Origin of the sequence: Xanthobacter aminoxidans (assembly GCF_043193615.1) — a bacterium.
GTDB classification, from domain to species: domain Bacteria; phylum Pseudomonadota; class Alphaproteobacteria; order Rhizobiales; family Xanthobacteraceae; genus Xanthobacter; species Xanthobacter aminoxidans.
In genome coordinates, this window is sequence record NZ_JBAFUS010000002.1 from 621,159 (window position 1) to 639,527 (window position 18,369).

Sequence of the window (18,369 nt, forward strand, 5' to 3'; positions counted from 1 at the left end):
CGCGCGGCGGGCAGGGCGTGCGGCGGGCGGAGCCTGAGCCCCGCCCGCGCGATCCAGCTTACGCCGCCTTGGCGGCCAGCACCTTGCGCTTGAGGTCCGGCGGCACGGCCTCCTCCACCAGCGCGGCGATCACCTCGTCCAGAGACCCCGAGGTCTGGGCGTTGGAGCCGAGGCGGCGGATGGAGAGGGTGCGTTCGGCCGCCTCCTTCTTGCCGGCCACCAGCAGCACCGGCACCTTGGCCAGCGAGTGCTCGCGCACCTTGAGGTTGATCTTCTCGTTGCGCAGGTCGAGCTCGGCCCTGAGCCCCGCCGCCTTCAGCGCGTCCACCACCTCGGCGGCATACTCATCCGCATCCGAGGTGATGGTGGCGACCACCACCTGCGTCGGGGCGAGCCACAGCGGGAAGTGCCCGGCGAAGTGCTCGATGAGGATGCCGGTGAAGCGCTCCATGGAGCCGCAGATGGCGCGGTGGATCATGACAGGCGTCTTCTTCTGGCCGTCCGCATCCACATAGAAGGCGCCGAACCGCTCCGGCAGGTTGAAGTCCACCTGCGTGGTGCCGCACTGCCACTCACGGCCGATGGCATCCTTCAGCGTGTATTCGAACTTCGGGCCGTAGAACGCGCCTTCACCCGGCAGGATGCCGGTCTTGATGCGTCCGCCCGACTGGGCCTCGATCTCGGCCAGCACGCGGGTCATCACCTCTTCGGCGTGATCCCACACGGCGTCCGACCCGACGCGCTTCTCCGGCCGGGTGGAGAGCTTCACCACGATCTCCTCGAAGCCGAAATCGGCATAGGTGGAGAGGATGAGATCGTTGATCTTCAGGCACTCCGCCGCCATCTGCTCCTCGGTGCAGAAGATGTGGGCGTCGTCCTGGGTGAAGCCGCGCACGCGCATGAGCCCGTGCAGCGCGCCGGAGGGCTCGTAGCGGTGCACCGCGCCGAACTCGGCGAGGCGCATGGGCAGGTCGCGATAGCTCTTCAGCCCGTGCTTGAAGATCTGCACATGGCCGGGGCAGTTCATGGGCTTCAGCGCGAACACGCGCTCGTCCTTGGTCTCGTCGCCCGCCGACTGGACCTTGAACATGTTCTCCCTGTACCAGCCCCAGTGGCCGGAGGTCTCCCACAGGGAGTGGTCGAGCACCTGCGGGGCGTTGACCTCGCTGTAGTCGGCCTTCAGCCGCCGGCGCATGTAGGCCACCAGCTCCTGGAACAGGGTCCAGCCCTTGGGATGCCAGAAGACGGTGCCGGGGCCTTCCTCCTGGAAGTGGAAGAGGTCCATCTCCCGGCCGAGGCGGCGGTGGTCGCGCTTCTCGGCCTCCTCCAGGCGGTGGAGATAGGCGCCGAGCTCCTTCTCGTCCTGCCAGGCGGTGCCGTAGATGCGGGTGAGCATCGGGTTGTTCGAATCACCGCGCCAGTAGGCGCCGGCCACCTTCATCAGCTTGAAGGCGGTGCCGATCTTGCCCGTGGAGGGCATGTGCGGGCCGCGGCAGAGGTCGAACCATTCGCCCTGCTTGTAGATCTTCACGTCCTGGTCTTCCGGGATCGCGTCGACCAGCTCGACCTTGTAGTTCTCGCCCTTGGCGGCGAACACGCGCTTGGCCTCCTCGCGCGTCCACACTTCCTTGGTGAAGGGGCGGTCGCGGGCGATGATCTCGCGCATCTTCGCCTCGATGACCGGCAGGTCTTCCGAGGTGAAGGGGGCGTTGCGGGCGAAGTCGTAATAGAAGCCGTTGTCGATCACCGGGCCGATGGTCACCTGCGTGCCCGGCCACAGCTCCTGCACCGCTTCCGCCATCACGTGCGAGCAGTCGTGCCGGATCAGCTCCAGCGCGCGGGGATCGTCGCGGGTGACGATCTCGAGCTTCGCGTCGCGGGTGATGGGCTGGGCGAGGTCGGCCAGTTCCCCGTCGAGGGTGACGGCCACGGCCTTCTTGGCGAGGGATTTGGAGATGGCGGCGGCGATGTCCGCGCCGGACGTCCCCTCGGCATAATCGCGCTTGGCGCCGTCGGGGAAGGTCAGGGAAATCATGTCAAAGCTCCTTGCGGCCCACTCCTGCGCACCTCGCAGGTAGGCCTTTTCGTTAAGCGCGCCCTTTTAGGCGAGGCCGTGGCGCCGCGTAAAGCGCGCCGCCCGACGCCGGGGCCGAACCGGGCGCCCCTGCAAGGCCGGCGACAGCTCCGGACCCGGAAAAACGCGCGATCCACGCTCCGGATACCGTTCAGCAATCCTTCAGGACCAAAATGCTTCAGTGCTTCGGCTGCGTCCCCCCTTTCCCTCGCGCGCGGCCTCGGCTAATCGGAATGCGGGGTCGTGAGTGTTCGCCATGCCGGCGTCGTTCCGGAAAGGTCCAGGGAGGGCCTTTTTTCGGAAGGCAGGGCGGGTCACGCGGGGTGGGAAACCGGTCGGGGCGCCTTGGGGGCGGCACGATCGGGAGGACACCGCTCGACCGGGTTCATAGCCCGGGATGCGTCTAGAAGAGGCCGGCATGATGCCTGTGACGATCAAGACCTTGACCTTCGCCGCCCTGCTTCAGGTGGGCGTGTTTGCCTTTGCGACCGGCGCCAGCGCCCAGGTCGGCCCGCGCGGCGGCCCCGGCGCGGTGATGGACATCGACGAGCAGCCGGGCCTCACTGCGCCGGATGACGACGTCGCCCAGCTCGACCCGCAGTTCCGCCACCAGCCGGTGTACTTCCGCACCACCGAGAAGCCCGGCACCATCGTGATCCACACGAACGAGCGCTTCCTGTACCTGGTGCAGGGCGACAACCGCGCCATGCGCTACGGCATCGGCGTGGGCCGTGACGGCTTCCAGTGGTCGGGCCTCAAGTCCATCGAGCGCAAGGCCGAGTGGCCGGACTGGACCCCGCCGTCCGAGATGATCCAGCGCCAGCCCTACCTGCCGCGCTTCATGGCCGGCGGCCCCGGCAACCCGATGGGCGCCCGCGCGCTCTACATCGGCGGCACTGTCTACCGTATCCACGGCACCAACCAGCCGCAGACCATCGGCTACGCCGTGTCCTCGGGCTGCTTCCGCCTCGTGAACAGCGAGATCATCGACCTCTACAGCCGTGTCCCGGTGGGCACGAAGGTCGTGGTTCGCCAGCAGGCCGCTCTCTGAGAGCGGCCCTTTCCGACACATTTTCACTGGGGGACTTCATGAAGACGATCCTGGCCCTACTGGCCGGCGCGGCCCTTGCGCTCGGCGCAACGGCGGCAACGGCGCAGACCCTCAAGACCGTGAAGGACCGCGGCGAACTGGTCTGCGGCGTCTCCAAGGGCCTCCCCGGCTTCTCCGCCCAGGACGCCTCCGGCAAGTGGACCGGCTTCGACGTCGACGTCTGCAAGGCGATGGCGGCGGCCATCTTCGACGACCCGAACAAGGTGAAGTACGTGCCGCTGACCGCGGACGAGCGCTTCCCCGCCCTCACCAAGGGCGAGATCGACGTGCTCTCGCGCAACTCCACCTGGACGCTGGAGCGCGAGGCCAAGCTCGGCCTGCTCTTCGCCGCCATCAACTATTATGACGGCCAGGGCTTCCTGGTGCGCGACGCCCGCAAGGTCACGTCCGCCCTGGAACTCGACAAGTCCAAGGTCTGCGTCCAGGCGGGCACCACCGCCGAGAGCAACACCAAGGACTATTTCGCCGCCAACGGCATGACGCTGGAACTGGTGACGCTGCCCACCTCCGGCGAGCTGGTGAAGGCCTACGAGGACGGCAAGTGCGACACGCTCACCACCGACGTGTCGCAGCTCTATGCCCTGCGCCTCACCATGGCCAAGCCCGGTGACCACATCGTGCTGCCCGACGTCATCTCCAAGGAGCCCCTCGGCCCCGTCGTCCGCCAGGGCGACGACCAGTGGTTCAACCTGGTGAAGTGGACGGTGTACGCGATGATCAACGCCGAGGAACTCGGCGTCGCCACCAACACCATCGACGCCGCGCTGAAGTCCCAGAAGCCCGAGGTGAAGCGCCTCGTGGGCAATGAGGGCAATTACGGCGAGGAGCTGGGCGTGACGAAGGACTTCGTCGTGCGCATCGTCAAGGCGGTGGGCAATTACGGCGAGAGCTTCGAGCGCAACGTGGGCGCCGCCTCCAAGCTGGGCATCCCGCGCGGCATCAACCAGCTCTGGAGCATGGGCGGCATCCAGTACGCCCCGCCGGTGCGCTGATCGGGTGCCGGGATCGGCGGTGCGCTGATCCCTGCGGCTAAGCTTCTGGTCCAGCTTACGATTCGAAACGCCGCGCTCGCAGGGATGTGAGCGCGGCGTTTTCGTTCCGGCATCGACCTGCCTTGAAGGCGTGTCCTAATCTCCCGGCGCGTCACGCCCCGAGGAGAATTGGATGACCGAGGTTTCCCGTCGGACCCTTCTGGCCGGTACGGCCGGCATGGCCGGTGCGCTGGTCGGCGCAGTGGGTGGTGCCGCCGCCCAGCCAGCCCCCGCCAAGAATGCGGCCCCGCCCGTCGCCGGCACCCAATCCACCCCCGCCCCCAATCCCGATACGGCGAAGGCGTCCGGTGCGATGCAGGTGCCCAGCGCCTATCGCTACAAGGTCGGCGACGTGGTGGTGACGGCCATCTCCGACGGCATGCGCACCATCCCCCTGTCCGACACGTTCGTGCGCAACCAGCCGAAGGACAAGGTGAACGCGGCCCTCAAGGGCGCCTTCCTGCCCGAGAACGAGGTGCCCATCTCCTTCACCGTCCTGCTGCTCGACATTGGCGGGCGCAAGGTGCTCGTGGACACCGGCAATGGCGGGCAGGCCGGGCCCGTGGGCCTCGTGCGCGGCACCCTTCAGGATCTGGAGATCGACCCCGCCTCCATCGATCAGGTGGTCATCTCCCACTTCCACCAGGACCACATCAACGGCCTCGTCCTCGCCGACGGCACGCCCGCCTTCCCCAAGGCCCAGCTCATGGTGCCGGAGAAGGAATGGGCGTTCTGGATGGACGACGGCCAGATGAGCCGCGCGCCGGATGGCCTCAAGGCCGGCTTCCAGAACGTGCGGCGGGTGTTCAAGCCGTTCGAGGGCAAGGTGGAGCGCTATGCCTGGGACAAGGAGCTGGCGCCGGGGCTGAAGGCGGTCGGCACGCCGGGCCATACGCCGGGGCATACCTCCTTCGAGCTGGAGTCGGGCTTCGACACCCTCTTCATCCAGTCCGACCTCACCAATCTGCCGGCCCTGTTCGTGGCCAATCCCGGCTGGCACGCTGCGTTCGACATGGACCCCGTGGCGGCCGAGGCGGTGCGGCGCAGGACCTACGACCGCCTCGCGGCGGAGCGCATCATGGTGGCGGGCTATCACTTCCCGTTCCCCGGCGCGGCCTTTCTGGAGAAGCAGGGCGACGGCTACCGCTACCAGCCGGTCTACTGGCGCCCGGTGCTGTGAGCCTCTGAGCGCAAGGCGGCGGGTTCAGCCCGCCGCCACCATTTTCACCACCGTCATGGCCGGGACAAGCCCGGGCATGACGGCGGTTGAGGCGTACAGGTCCGACCCCCCGCGCGCCCCGGCGCCTCACACGGCGGCCGCCTCAGCTCGCCGTCACCTCGCCGGCGATCCAGGCGAGATAGGCCGGCAGGCCGCCTTCCAGCGGCAGAACGACGATGGCTGGCACGTCGTAGGGATGGGCGGCGCGCACCGCCTCCACCACCTCGGCGGCCCGCTCTGAGGTGGTCTTCAGCATCATCACCGCCTCGGTGCCGCGCTCGATCTGTCCCTCCCAACGGTAGATGGAGACCATCTCCGGCAGGATGTTGGCGCAGGCGACGAGGCGCGCCTCCACCAGCGTGCGGGCCATCGCCTCGGCCTCCGCGACGCTGGGGAAGGTGGCGTAGACGATGCGCGCGGGCATGGGGTCCTCCGGGCGATGCGCTTGCCCCGCGACCCTACCATCCCTCCCGGCGCCTCGACAGACGGCGGCGGGAGGGCTAGACCGTTCCCGGCCCCTTCCGCTCCCGGCCCGCCGACCGGACGATCCTCCTGACCGACGCACCGATGAGCGAACCCCGTTTCCAGCGCATCGCCTTCGTTTCCAGCCAGACGCCCGAGGCCGACGCCGCGCGCGAGCGTCTCGTCGCCCGCTACGGCATGGTGGCGGAGGAGGAGGCCGACGTGGTGGTCGCCCTCGGTGGCGACGGCCTGATGCTGCAGACCCTGCACCGCTTCCGCGAGCGCGACCTGCCCATCTACGGCATGCACCGCGGCTCGGTGGGTTTCCTGATGAACACCTATCGCGAGGAGGGGCTGGTCGAGCGCCTCAGCGCCGCGCAGTCTGTGACCATCCATCCCTTGATGATGGAGGCCGTGACCTCCAGCGGGATGCGCCACCGCGCCCCGGCCTTCAACGAGGTGTCCCTGCTGCGCCAGTCCTACCAGGCGGCGAAGCTGCGCATTTCCATCGACGGCAAGATGCGGCTTGAGGAGCTGATCTGCGACGGCGTCATCGTCGCGACCCCGGCCGGCTCCACCGCCTACAACCTCTCCGCCCACGGGCCGATTTTGCCCCTCGGTACGGCGCTTCTGGCGCTGACCCCCATCTCGCCCTTCCGCCCCCGCCGCTGGCGCGGTGCGCTGGTGCCGGACCGCGCGCGCATCGACATTGCCGTGATGGAGGCCGACAAGCGCCCGGTGAGCGCGGCGGCCGACCATTTCGAGGTGCGCGACATCATCGCCGTCTCCGCCCGGCTCGATACCACTTCCTCCGTGGACATGCTGTTCGACCCCGACCATGGTCTCGACGAACGCATCCTGCGCGAGCAGTTCGTCTACTGACGCCCCGGGCGCCGGCGAGCCATGGTCTTCTCTTCCGTCACCTTCCTGTTCTATTTCCTGCCGGCGTTCCTGCTGTGCTACTTCGCGACGCCCGGCGTGCGCGCGAAGAACATGGTGCTGCTCGCCTTCTCGCTGGTGTTCTACGCCTGGGGCGGCCTGCCCAACGTTCTGGTGCTGGCGGCCTCCATCGTCGGCAACTATTTCCTCGCCCTCGCCATCGACCGCCGCAGCGAACGCTGGCGGCTGCGCGTGCTGGGCCTGGCGGTGGCGGCGAACCTTTGCGGCCTCATCGCCTTCAAATATTCCGGCTTTCTGGCGCAGAATTTCAACGTGCTGCTGGCGCCGACGGGCCTCGCGCTGCCGGTGGTGCATCCGGCGCTGCCGCTGGGCATCTCCTTCTTCACCTTCCACGCCATCTCCTACCTCGTGGACGTCTACCGCCGGAAAGCCTCGGCCAACGGGCGGTTCGAGGAGATCGCGGTCTACATCACCATGTTCCCGCAGCTGGTGGCTGGCCCCATCGTCCGCTACTCCACCATCCACCGCCGCATCCGGCAGCGGCGCACCACGCTCGGCCGGGTCTCGGCGGGCCTGCGCATCTTCGTCATCGGCCTGTCCTGGAAGGTGCTGATCGCCGACGAGGTCGCCCCCGTGGTCAGCGCGGTGTTCGACCACACCGCCACCCCCAATCTCGGCGAGGCGTGGCTCGGCGTCACCGCCTATGCGCTGCAGATCTATTTCGACTTCGGCGGCTATTCCAACATGGCCATCGGCCTCGCCATCGCCATGGGGTTGAAGTTCCCGCGCAACTTCAACCTGCCCTATGGCGCGCGCTCCATTTCGGATTTCTGGCGCCGCTGGCACATGAGCCTGTCGAACTGGTTCCGCGACTATCTCTACATCCCGCTCGGCGGCAACCGGCACGGCCACTGGCACACGGCGGCGAATCTCTGGACCGTCTTCCTCCTGTGCGGCCTGTGGCACGGGGCGAGTTGGACCTTCGTGATCTGGGGCGCCCACCACGGCACCTTCCTGGTGCTGGAGCGCACCCGCTTCGGCGCGTGGATGAAGACGGCGCCGCGCGTGCTCTCCCACCTCTACGTGCTCTTGGTGGTGCTCACCGGCTGGGTGTGGTTCCGCGCCGACAGCCTGCCGCAGGCGCTGGAGCTGTTCCAGGGCCTCGTGGGCATGAACGGCGCCGGCTATCTTTCCACCCAGCTGGAGGTGGAGCTGAAGCCGGTGACGCTGGCCATCCTCGTGCTGGCGTGGCCGCTCGCCATGTTCGGCCTGCCGCGTCCGGGCGGGCGGAGCATGGCACCGAAGATGCGCCTCGCCGTGTTCGGCGCGGTGGACAGTGTGGTGGTGTGGGGCCTGTTCGTGCTCTGCGTGCTCTCGGTGGGCGCGGCGACCTACTCGCCGTTCCTGTACTTCCGCTTCTAGATACGGAGGGACGCCATGCCGCTTCTGATGTCCTTCCGCCGCTGGTGGGCGGTGATCTTCTTCGCCATCCTCACCCTGCCCACCATCGGCCTCGTCGCCCCGGACCTGCCGGCCCCGCTGCGCACCGTCGCCGCCCCTGAGGCGCGCTGGTGGGAGGATGCGGCGCGCCGGCTCGACCCTTACATCAACAACGTCTTCGGCTTCCGCGGTGCGGTGCTCACCGCCCACCGCTCCTATGTGCGCTTCATCGGCGACACCCAGGGCGACCTCGCGCTGAAGGGCGAGAACGGCTCGCTCTTCCTCAAGGACGAGCACGCGCTGGAACAGTCCCTCGGCCAATTGGTGCGGCCGGAGGCGGTGACGAGCATCGTCTCGCTCGCCGAGCGCATGAACGCCTATATGACCGCCCATGGCGGGCGCTTCGTGGTGCTCATCCCGCCCAACGGCCACACCACCAATTTCGAGAATTTGCCCGCCTATGCCCGGCGCCTGAAGGTCTCTCCCACCGAGTATGATCTCGTCGCGGAGAAGATGAAGGCGGCCGGCATCACCTTCGTGGACATGCGTCCCATCCTCGCCGAGGCGAAGAAGACCGGGCCGGTCCACTGGCGCTACGACACCCACTGGAACCAGCGCGGCCAACTCCTCGGCTTCAACGCCGCCATGGCCGCCGCCGGCCGCCCCGATCTGGAAGTGAAGCCGGAAGACGCCCTCGGCCCGCCCGAGCCGCGCCTCACCGGCGATCTGCTGCGCGCGACGGGCTCCCCCGTGCCGAACCCGCCGGACGTGATGTTCCCGCCCAAGGGACCCATGGTGGCGCCGAAGGACCCGAAGCTCATCCCCGGCATCTTCAAGCCGGTGCCGGACAACGATCCGTTCCAGCCCTATGCCATCGACACGGGCCATGCCGGCCCGCGCATCATGGTCATCGGCGACAGCTTCTCGCAGGGCTCGTGGCGCGGCCTCGGCGTGTCGCAGGCGTCAGCCTATGCCTGGATGCACCACCGCTATTGCCGCTTCGAGATGGGCGCCGTCGAGCGGTTCAAGCCCGACATCCTCATCTACGCGCCCACCGAGCGGGCGATGCCCTGCAAGGGCACGCCGGCGGAGTGAGGAGCGCACCGCTCCATTTCACTGCTGTCATCGCCCGCCTCGTGCGGGCGATCCACCGTTCCGCTGGTGCCGTGGCCGACGATGGGAATCAGCCACACCGTGGATCCCCCGGACGAGCCGGGGGATGACGGCGCAGTGCGCGGACTTCTGCTTAAAATCGCGAGGCTCAACCCTTCGGCGTCCGCGCCTTCAGGTCCATGCCGCCGCCCGGCGGGCGCTCGCGCTCGGTCAGTTCATCGACAAAGGAGTAGTCGAGATAGCCGCAGCGGGCGAGGGACTTCATGACCCGCATATCCACCCGCCCGTCCACGATGGCGGCATCATCCACGTAAACGCCGACGATCTCGCCGATGATCATGTGCTGGTCGGGCAGCGTGCCGTCCTTCCCCTTGGGGCGGAAGGTCTCCACGTAGACGCATTCGAGGGCGCAGGGGCTCGCCGCCACGCGCGGCGGCTTCACGAGGCGCGAGGGCGCACGCTCGAGGCCCACGAGGTCGAACTCGCTCACGTCACGCGGCGCGGGGGCGGAGGTGAGGTTCACCGCGTCGATCAGATCGAGGGTGGCGAGGTTGCAGACGAACTCGCCGGTGGCCTCGATGTTGGCGGCGCTGTCCTTGTGGCCGGCCGACGAGAACATCACCAGCGGCGGCGCCTCGCAGATCAGGTTGAAGAAGGAATAGGGCGCGAGGTTCGCCACGCCCTCGGGCGTCAGCGAGGAGATCCAGCCGATGGGGCGGGGCGCCACGATGGCCTTCAGTGGCGAGAAGGGCAGGCCGTGATTGCGCTTGGACGGCTCGTAGAACATTGCGGGGCAGATCCTGATCCGGGAGATCCCGGACCATAGCCGCTCCGCCCGCCGGGCGGCAGCTATACTGATGCATGGTGTGGGGCCTTAGCCCAGCGCCAGCATGGTCGATGTGATGTCCTCCAGCGCCCGCTCGGTCGTCTCCATGCCGGCGGCGATGGCCTCCTTCGCCCGCTGGAACTCGAACAGGCCGATGCGGCCGAGCTTGGGGGAGAGCGTCACGTCCGGCGGGTCGCCGGCGAGGCGCGAGCGGGCGATGCGGTCTTGGGTGATGTTGAAGGCGTCGATCATCACCGTGGTCAGCCCGCGCGGGCCGTCGCCCGAGGGACCGGCGAAGAACTGCCGCCGCAGCCGGTCGGGGCTGAGGATGCCGGCGAGGCCGTCCTTCTTCTCCGCCACCGCCATCTCGGCGACGCGCTCCACCACCCCGCCATGGTCCTGGATGACCGTGCCGCGGCCGAACACGTCGGCATTGAGGTTCACCGCGATCACCATGCGCGCGCCCATGGCACGGGCGGCGGAGACCGGCACCGGGTTCACCAGCGCGCCGTCCATCAGCCAGCGCCCGCCGACCTTCACGGGCGTGAAGATGCCGGGCAGGGCGTAGGAGGCGCGGATGGCATCCACGAAATCGCCGCGCGTGAGCCAGATCTCGTGGCCCGTGCCCAGCTCCGTCGCGATGGCGGCGAAGACGATGGGCAGGTCCTCGATGGAGATGCCGCCCACGTTGCGGCGCATCAGCTCCACCAGCCGGCGCCCGCCGATGAGGCCGGCGGCGCCGAGATTGAAATCGAGCAGGCCCAGCACGTTGCGCTTGGTGAGGCTGAGCGCCCATTCCTCCAGCGTGTCGAGCTTGCCGGCAGCCCAGATGCCGCCCACCACCGCGCCGATGGAGGTGCCCGCCACCACCGAGGGGCGGATGCCGGCACGATCCAGCGCCTTCAGCACGCCGATATGGGCAAAGCCCCGCGCCGCCCCGCCGCCGAGCGCAAGGCCGATGGCCGGGCCGTTGGGCACGGAGGTGCGCGGCGCCGCGTGCGCCGGCGTGCCGAGATCGGGCGGGCCGGCATCGGGCGGCTGCGACGCGGGATTCTTCGCCTCGGAAGCCGCAGAACTGGAGGCCGCAGTTTTGGGGGCGGCCGCTGCGGTGGGGCCGGATCGCCAGTGGAGGGACTGAAACATCGACGCCTCCCGTCGCGCCGCCCGCTTCTGGCGCCGTGGAAGCAGAGCCTCCGCCGGCACCGAAGCGTTTCCGGCGCACCGCTACTATGGCGTCACGTTTACTAAGGTCTGGTGTCCGAAGCGTGGCACCCTATGGCACCTCTCGGCGTCGGGCGGCCGAGGGCGCCTCGCCGAAATGGCGGCGGAACTGGCGGTTGAAGGTGGAGAGGTCGCGGAAGCCGGCCTCGAAGGCGAGGTCGGAGATGCGCCGGTGGGCGTGGCGCGGATCGTCGAGCATCCGGCGCAGCCATTCCATCCTGAGCCGGGCGACATAAGCGGAGAAGGTCTCGCCGCCTTCCTCGAACAGCACCTGCACATATCGTGCGCTGATGCCGAGCTGGGTGCCGATGGTGGTCGCGGACAGATCGTGGCGGTGGAGGGCCGCCAGGGTCGCGGCCTTGGCGGTGGCGAGGCGCGCGGCCTTCACGGCGCTGCGTCCGGGCGCTTCACGCGGGGGAGCGCTGCGCTTGAACGCCAGCGCGGCGAGTTCAGCGAGCTGCGCGGCCACCAGCCGGCCGCCTTCTTCCGAGCCGACGTGCTGCCGTTCGAGCAGTTCCGCATAGCCGAACATCAGATCGAGCGCCGGATCGCCGGCCGCGAAACGCAGCATGTCGAGGTCGTCGATGTGCGGCACCAGGGTCCGCAGCCGGGCGCGCGAGACCTGCACGGTGCGGAACGTCGTGCTCGACTGGATGTCGGCGGACGAACGCTGGCCGAGGTTCCAGACGCCGGTTTCGCCCGCGCCGAGCTCCATCTCTCGGCCGTCCGGCGTGGTGACGCGATAGGCGCGTTCGGAACGGCAGATCGTGAGATCGTCAATGCCGTCCGAGAGCAGCGCGGTCGTCCGGCTCGAGACGATGGCGCTGGTGTGTCCCTGTCCGACCAGGACGCCGGGCAGGTTGAGGAAGTGCCCCGAGATGTGGAAGGGGTCGCCGGAGCTTGGCACCAGGTCGAGGCCGATCAGCACGGGGCCGTAAAAGTCACGGACATAGGCCATCCGCTCCGCTGCCGGCACGTCGGCGGTGTTGAACCGCACGGGTGCAAAGGCACTGGCGTGATCGGGGGGCGTGTCCGCGGCTTTTTCAGCGGCCTGTTCAGCGGCTTGGGGCATCGAAACGGAGCTTGAAATCTGGTCCGATCGGCGACCGGGGTCATCTGTCCCACGTGCCGTCGAAGAGGTTGCGGCAATCGCCTGCCTGAAGCGGGCGACGACTTGCCGTCGCAAAGGAATGCAGGGGAAGCTTTGCCGCGTCAATGTCCCGGGCGCGCGCGGCGCGGTTGTGGCCCGCATTTTCTGCACCGGAAGAGGCGCGTTTCGCGCCTTGCACAGGGGGAGTGCGCGTAATGCCGAGCAACGCGGCCGGGAGTGGCGGATAAGAAGAAGCGGATCACAGTTTCAGCGCTTCCGTCAGGGCGATCGCCTGAAAACCTCCGCGGCCGGTGCAGTGCTTTTTCCGTTGCCGCGTTCTCGCAGGCGGCGGGCCGGCACTGTGCCGGCTATTTCCGTTCAGGTGGCAGTGTCAGTGATCGTGCCAGATCAGTGATCTTGCCCGGTCAGTGATCGTGCCCGTCGTGGCCCTTGCCGTAGACGGCGGCGGGATCGAAGCGCGGGGTGTCGCCGGTGAAGGCGAGGCGGGTCGCCTCGGAAGGCGCCGCCCCGATGGGCACGGAGCGGTAGAAGCAGGAGCGGCGGCCGGTGTGGCAGGCAGCGCCCGTGCCGCCCATTTCCACCTTGATGACCACCGCATCCTGATCGCAGTCGATCAGCATCTGCCGCACCTTCTGGGTGTGGCCGGAGGTCTCGCCCTTCTTCCAGAGCTTGCCGCGCGAGCGGGAGAAATAATGCGCCTCGCCGGTCTCCATGGTGAGGGCGAGGGCCTCCGCATTCATGTGGGCGAGCATGAGCACCTCGCCGGTCTCCGCATCCACGGCGACGCAAGTGACGAGGCCGTTGGCGTCGAAGCGCGGGGAGAGGATGGTGTCCTCCTCCAGCGCGGCGCCCTTGCCGGCGGCGGGGAAGGTGAAGGCGGTATCGGCGCTCATTCGCTGGACTCTTTCGCTCGCGTGTCGGGCGCTCCCGCCTCGGCAGGAACGCCTCTCGGCGGCGGTCCTGCGTCAGCCTTTGGAGCGCACCAAAGTGATGAAGCGCACCTGCTCGGCCGGATCATCCCGGAAGACGCCGGTGAACTGGGTGGTGAGGGTGGAAACGCCCTGCTTGGTGATGCCGCGCATGGACATGCACATATGCTCGGCCTCGATCATCACCGCCACGCCGCGCGGGCGCAGCCCCTCGTCGAGGGCATTGGTGATCTGCGAGGTCAGGTGCTCCTGCGTCTGCAGCCGGCGGGCGAAGATGTCCACCACCCGCGCGATCTTGGAGAGGCCGACCACCCGCTCCACCGGGAAATAGGCAACATGCGCCTTGCCCACGAATGGCACCATGTGGTGCTCGCAATGGGAATGGAACGGGATGTCGCGCACCAGCACGAAGTCGTCGAAGGTGCCGATCTCGCCGAACGTGCGGTCCAAGAGCTCGTCGGCGTCCTCGCCGTAGCCGGAGAACAGCTCGTCATAGGCCTTCACCACGCGCTTCGGCGTGTCGAGCAGGCCCTCGCGCGCCGGGTCTTCGCCGATATAGGCGAGCAGCGTCTTCACGGCGGCTTCCGCCTCGGCCCGGGTGGGGCGGGGGCTGCCGTCGGAGAGGGGCGGGTGAACCTTGGGGAGGGCAGGGGCACCATCCGGCGCAGGCGCGCGCAGAGCCGCCGCGGCCTTGGCCTTCAGCTGACGCTCCCGCTCCTCGTTCTCGGCCTGCGCCTTGAACAACTTGACTACCGCGTCCATGACCAACTCCGTTCGACCCGCCGCCCCGGAGCCGCGAAGCTGCCGGGAAAGGCGGGAGTGTCACCGGTTGTCGGCTCGCTTGCGCGGTGTCGCTCAAACCGCGCCCCGCCGGACCTGCCGGCGGCGGCTTTGCCGTCCGTTTCAAAAATGAAGGCCCAAAGTCGGGCCCAAGTTCCATGATGGGGCCGAAGGGCCGTTTTCGCAAGGGTGAGGGTGCCCGAATGTCCCGCACAGCGGTTCGATGACACCGCGCGACCAGACGGCACGCGCCGCCTTTGCGTCCGTTCCTCCCGTCTCTATATAAGATCGGAATGCTCGCGCGGCAGGCCTCTGGGCCTCGTTCGCGCCGCCGGATTGGTTCGCCCATGATCAACGACGTCTACAACGCCCGCATCCTCGCCCTCGCCGCCGATATTCCGCGCCTCGGCCGGCTCCCCGCGCCGCAGGCGAGCGCACGGGCGCATTCCCGGCTGTGCGGCTCCACCGTCACCATCGATCTCGTGATGGACGGGGACACGGTGGCCGACTTTGCCCACGAGGTGCGCGCCTGCGCCCTCGGGCAGGCCTCCTCCTCGCTCATGGCCAGCCACATCATCGGCGCCAGCGCGCAGGAGCTGCGCGAGGTGCGCGACACCATGTGGAAGATGCTGCGGGAGAACGGCCCGCCCCCCGCCGGCCGCTGGGAGGATTTCAAGGTGCTGGAGCCGGTGCGCGACTACAAGGCGCGCCATGCCTCCACCATGCTCACCTTCGACGCGGTGGTGGACGCCATCGGCCAGATCGAGGCGGCCCGCGCCGCGGCCGAGTAGCGGTTAGCCCGCCGCCCATTCCTCCGCCCGCCGCGTCTCGATGGCGGCGATGGCTTCGTCCGCCGCCTGATCGAAGGCGGTTTCGAGCGCCGGATTGATGCCGCGCAGGCCCGCCGCCACCGCCCGCGACCATTCCACATAGGCGCGGGCGCGCGATTGCGGCCAGTCCTCCGGCGGATCGTCGGCGAGGGAGCGCAGGTTGCAGGTCTTGTCGGCGAGCTTCAGCAGCTTGCCGCGCGCCGACAGGTGCGGCGCGTGTTCCACCTGAAGCCGCTTGCGCTCGACCGAGGTCAGCGCCTTGTCGTCCGTGACTTCCATGACGAGGCCGGCGATGTCCGGGCCGAAGGTGGTGGCGATCTCCTCCGGCGTCACGCTTTGGTCCTCCACCACGTCGTGCAGCAGCGCGGCGGCGACGAGTTCGGGATCGGTACCTCCCGTCGCCTCGCTCACCAGCAGGGCGACCTCCACCAGGTGGTTCACATAAGGCTGCGCCCGCCGGCCCTTCCGCCGCTGGTCGGTGTGGCGCAGGGTCGCGAAGGCGAGCGCGCGCATCACCGTGGACAGGGGCGGGACGGAAGAACCGGGCGGGAAGACATCAGGCATCGTCGATCACCTCGCGCGACAGTATAGCCCCCGAAACGGGAGCCGCGCGGGTCGTCGGGACCAGCTCGGCCCCGACTTCGACATGAAGGCTGGATAGGCGCATTCCGCTCCCCGGGGGTGGCGAATATGGGGCGGCGGGCCATCGAGGCAGGGACCGAGGCGGATATGGCGGCGGATCAAGGCGGGCTGAAGGAGACGGCGGGGCCGGTGCGCAGGATCGGCGCGCAACTGGCCCGCGCCCCGCGCCTTGCCTTGCGCGGGCTCATCCTGGTCTATCGCTACACCTTCTCCGCCTTCATGGGCCGGCAGTGCCGCTATCTGCCCACCTGCTCGGAATATGCGGAAGAGGCGGTGATGCGGCACGGCGCATTGCCCGGTGCGGTGATGGCCACGGCCCGCATCTGCCGCTGCAATCCCTGGGGCGGGCATGGATACGATCCGGTGCCCAAATGCCTGCCCACGGGGGGCCGCTGGTACAAGCCGTGGGGCTACGGCATCTGGCGCACGCCGAAGGCGACGGACGCGGAAGACTGATCCTCGGCGCGGAGAATCAGTTCCGGCGCACCGCCGTGGGCATGGGCGTCGCGGGCGCCGCCGGGGTGGGCGCGGCGGCCGGGGCGGTCTGTGCCGCTGCCGGGGCGGGCTTTGCCGCGGCGCCGGCGTCGGTCATCTTCACCTCGGCCTCCTTGAACATGCGCTCCAGCGCCGCCAGCCGCTCGGCCGAGCGGGGCGAGAGGGTCACCGGCCGCTCGCTGTCGGCGAGGCCGGGCACGTTCAGGGTGGCGGGCGGCTCGTCGAGCTTGGGGATGGGCGTGGTGACGCCTGGGATCGGCTTGATCTCGATGCCCTGGTGGGCATAGGCCATCACCTTCTGCCAGGTCATGGCGGGCAGGGTGCCGCCGGTCATCTTGTTCATCACGGCATAGTCGTCGTTGCCGAACCACACGCCGCAGACATAGTTGCCGGTGAAGCCCATGAACCAGGCGTCGCGATAGGCATTGGTGGTGCCGGTCTTGCCCGCCACCTTGGCGTTGGGCAGGCGGGCACGGCGGCCGGTGCCGTTCTCCACCACGTTGTTCATCATGTCGTTGATGTCGTAGAGCGCCTGCTGCGGGATGATCTGAACGGGCTTGGGCGCGTCGCGATCGAAGCGCCAGATCACGTCGCCGTTGCCGATGCGCATCTCCACCACGGCGTGGGGATAGACGCTCTTGCCGCCGTTCGCGAACACCGAATAGGCGGTGGTCGCGTCGAACAGCGTCACCTCGGCGGCGCCGAGCGGCAGCGGCGCGGAGATGGGCAGCGGCGTGCGGATGCCCATCTGGTGGGCGAGGTCCACGATCTTCTTGCGGCCGAACTTCTCCGCGAGACGCACCGCCACCGTGTTCAGCGAATGCTGAAGCGCGGTCTTGAGCGTGATGGAGCCCATGTAGGAGCGGCCGTAGTTCTGCGGGCACCAGTTGCCGAGGCAGATGGGCGCGTCCTGCACGATGGTGTTCGGCCGGTAGCCGTTCATCAGCGCCACTGTGTAGACGTAGGGCTTGAACGAGGAGCCGGGCTGCCTGAGCGCATCGGTGGCGCGGTTGAACTGGCTCTCGCCATAGTCCCGCCCGCCCACCAGCGCGCGCAGCGTGCCGTTGGGCTCCATCACCACGATGGACCCCTGCTTGACCTTGTAGTCGCGGCCGAACTCGTTGAGCGACGATTCCAGCGCCGCATCCGCCACCTTCTGGATGTTGGGGTCGAGGCCAGTGCGGACGATGAAGTTGCGCTCGATGACGGAGGGCGGCAGCTGGTCCACCAGCTTCTTCACCTCGCCGAAAGCGTAGTCGAGATAGAAGTCCGGCACCTCGTCGTCGCGGCGGTCCACCGGCGTCGCCGGGTTGCGCCGCGCACCGAACACCTGACCTTCCGTCATGAAGCCGGCCTCGACCAGATTGTCGAGCACGGTGGAGGCGCGGGCGCGGGCGGCGGGCAGGTTGATGTGCGGGGCGTATTTGGACGGCGCCTTGAACAGGCCGGCGAGCATGGCCGCCTCGGCGAGGTTCACCTCCTTCACCGACTTGCCGAAATAATAGCGCGCCGCCGCATCCACGCCGTAGGCGCCGCCGCCGAGATAGGCGCGGTCGAGGTACAGCTTCAGGATCTGGCTCTTGGACAGGCGCGCTTCCAGCCAGATGGCGAGGAAGGCTTCCTTGATCTTGCGCTCGATGGTGCGTTCGTTGGACAGGAACAGGTTCTTGGCGAGCTGCTGGGTGAGCGAGGAGCCGCCCTGCCGCACGCCGCCCGCCTTGGCATTGGTGACGAGGGCGCGGGCCGTGCCGGCGACGTCGATGCCCCAGTGTTCGTAGAAGCGGCGGTCCTCGGTGGCCAGCGTCGCCTTGATGAGGTTGTCCGGAATGTCTTCCAGCGGGATGGTGTCGTTCTGCTTGACGCCGCGCTCGCCGATGGAATTGCCGTAGCGGTCGAGGAAGGTGACGGCGAGCTCGGTGCGCTTCAGCCAGTCGTCGGAGGTCTCGCGAAAGGCCGGCATGGCGAGCGCCAGCATGACCATGGCGCCGGCGACGCCCAGGGTGAAGCCTTCCGAGGCCGCGCCGATGGCCCAGCGCCCCACGCCCGTGACGTTGAACCGCTCGGTGAAGGCGGCATAGGCGGAGAGGATATTGCGCGTGCGGGCACCGAGGCTGAACAGCGAGCTGTCCAGCAGCGCGTCGAAATCGAGCATCAGCCCGCGCAGGCGCTCGAGAAGGGAAGGACG

At 68.5% G+C, this 18,369-nt stretch carries 17 protein-coding genes; 8 read left to right on the forward strand and 9 right to left on the reverse strand.

Going from position 1 to position 18,369, the window contains the following annotated elements; genetic code table 11:
* Window positions 1-58: 58 nt before the first annotated feature.
* Entirely contained in the window at window positions 59-2,035 is a 1,977-nt protein-coding gene (gene thrS / locus V5F74_RS11905) for a threonine--tRNA ligase (RefSeq protein ID WP_394008238.1), read from the reverse strand.
* A 457-nt stretch (window positions 2,036-2,492) separates the two neighbouring features.
* Between thrS and V5F74_RS11910 the strand changes: the two genes are divergently transcribed.
* The 3 genes from V5F74_RS11910 (at window position 2,493) to V5F74_RS11920 (ending at window position 5,396) form a co-directional block, all read left to right on the forward strand.
* Window positions 2,493-3,125 (forward strand): L,D-transpeptidase, encoded by a 633-nt coding sequence (locus tag V5F74_RS11910; RefSeq protein WP_250168690.1) that lies wholly within the window; start codon window positions 2,493-2,495, stop codon window positions 3,123-3,125.
* Window positions 3,126-3,163: 38 nt separating this feature from the next.
* Window positions 3,164-4,177, forward strand: coding sequence for an amino acid ABC transporter substrate-binding protein (locus V5F74_RS11915; protein WP_029559042.1), 1,014 nt, complete (start codon window positions 3,164-3,166; stop codon window positions 4,175-4,177).
* A 172-nt stretch (window positions 4,178-4,349) separates the two neighbouring features.
* Window positions 4,350-5,396: an MBL fold metallo-hydrolase gene (locus V5F74_RS11920; RefSeq protein WP_394008240.1), complete on the forward strand. Its 1,047-nt coding sequence runs from the start codon at window positions 4,350-4,352 to the stop codon at window positions 5,394-5,396.
* Between the two features lie 142 nt (window positions 5,397-5,538).
* On the opposite strand, the gene cutA is transcribed toward V5F74_RS11920, so the two are convergent.
* On the reverse strand, window positions 5,539-5,859 hold the full coding sequence (cutA, locus tag V5F74_RS11925; RefSeq protein ID WP_394008242.1) for a divalent-cation tolerance protein CutA: 321 nt from the start codon (window positions 5,857-5,859) through the stop codon (window positions 5,539-5,541).
* Between the two features lie 143 nt (window positions 5,860-6,002).
* Between cutA and V5F74_RS11930 the strand changes: the two genes are divergently transcribed.
* The 3 genes from V5F74_RS11930 to V5F74_RS11940 are packed head-to-tail and all read left to right on the forward strand — an operon-like array spanning window position 6,003 to window position 9,332.
* Complete coding sequence (locus tag V5F74_RS11930) at window positions 6,003-6,779, forward strand: NAD kinase (RefSeq protein ID WP_374250262.1); 777 nt, start codon at window positions 6,003-6,005, stop codon at window positions 6,777-6,779.
* 21 nt (window positions 6,780-6,800) lie between these two features.
* Entirely contained in the window at window positions 6,801-8,219 is a 1,419-nt protein-coding gene (locus V5F74_RS11935; protein WP_394008244.1) for an MBOAT family O-acyltransferase, read from the forward strand.
* A gap of 15 nt (window positions 8,220-8,234) precedes the next feature.
* Entirely contained in the window at window positions 8,235-9,332 is a 1,098-nt protein-coding gene (locus tag V5F74_RS11940; RefSeq protein ID WP_394008246.1) for an alginate O-acetyltransferase AlgX-related protein, read from the forward strand.
* A 166-nt stretch (window positions 9,333-9,498) separates the two neighbouring features.
* Here the strand turns inward: V5F74_RS11940 and V5F74_RS11945 are convergent, their stop codons facing one another.
* The 5 genes from V5F74_RS11945 to folE all read right to left on the reverse strand — a co-directional run bounded on the left by V5F74_RS11945 (window position 9,499) and on the right by folE (window position 14,199).
* Window positions 9,499-10,137 (reverse strand): flavin reductase family protein, encoded by a 639-nt coding sequence (locus V5F74_RS11945; protein WP_029559037.1) that lies wholly within the window; start codon window positions 10,135-10,137, stop codon window positions 9,499-9,501.
* Window positions 10,138-10,224: 87 nt separating this feature from the next.
* On the reverse strand, window positions 10,225-11,319 hold the full coding sequence (locus V5F74_RS11950) for a patatin-like phospholipase family protein (RefSeq protein WP_394008248.1): 1,095 nt from the start codon (window positions 11,317-11,319) through the stop codon (window positions 10,225-10,227).
* A 130-nt stretch (window positions 11,320-11,449) separates the two neighbouring features.
* Window positions 11,450-12,355 (reverse strand): AraC family transcriptional regulator, encoded by a 906-nt coding sequence (locus V5F74_RS11955; RefSeq protein ID WP_394008250.1) that lies wholly within the window; start codon window positions 12,353-12,355, stop codon window positions 11,450-11,452.
* A gap of 557 nt (window positions 12,356-12,912) precedes the next feature.
* Window positions 12,913-13,401 carry a phosphoribosyl-AMP cyclohydrolase gene (gene hisI / locus V5F74_RS11960; RefSeq protein WP_394008252.1) on the reverse strand — a complete coding sequence of 163 codons (489 nt, stop codon included), beginning with the start codon at window positions 13,399-13,401 and terminating at the stop codon, window positions 12,913-12,915.
* 72 nt (window positions 13,402-13,473) lie between these two features.
* Entirely contained in the window at window positions 13,474-14,199 is a 726-nt protein-coding gene (folE, locus tag V5F74_RS11965; RefSeq protein ID WP_029559033.1) for a GTP cyclohydrolase I FolE, read from the reverse strand.
* A gap of 365 nt (window positions 14,200-14,564) precedes the next feature.
* Between folE and V5F74_RS11970 the strand changes: the two genes are divergently transcribed.
* On the forward strand, window positions 14,565-15,008 hold the full coding sequence (locus tag V5F74_RS11970; protein WP_374250265.1) for an iron-sulfur cluster assembly scaffold protein: 444 nt from the start codon (window positions 14,565-14,567) through the stop codon (window positions 15,006-15,008).
* Between the two features lie 3 nt (window positions 15,009-15,011).
* Here the strand turns inward: V5F74_RS11970 and V5F74_RS11975 are convergent, their stop codons facing one another.
* Window positions 15,012-15,611, reverse strand: a complete 600-nt coding sequence (locus tag V5F74_RS11975; protein WP_051679321.1) for an HD domain-containing protein — start codon at window positions 15,609-15,611, stop codon at window positions 15,012-15,014.
* Between the two features lie 165 nt (window positions 15,612-15,776).
* On the opposite strand from V5F74_RS11975, the gene yidD reads away from it, so the two are divergent.
* Window positions 15,777-16,145 (forward strand): membrane protein insertion efficiency factor YidD, encoded by a 369-nt coding sequence (yidD, locus tag V5F74_RS11980; protein ID WP_394008255.1) that lies wholly within the window; start codon window positions 15,777-15,779, stop codon window positions 16,143-16,145.
* Between the two features lie 16 nt (window positions 16,146-16,161).
* On the opposite strand, the gene V5F74_RS11985 is transcribed toward yidD, so the two are convergent.
* Window positions 16,162-18,336: a transglycosylase domain-containing protein gene (locus V5F74_RS11985; RefSeq protein WP_394008900.1), complete on the reverse strand. Its 2,175-nt coding sequence runs from the start codon at window positions 18,334-18,336 to the stop codon at window positions 16,162-16,164.
* Window positions 18,337-18,369: the final 33 nt, after the last annotated feature.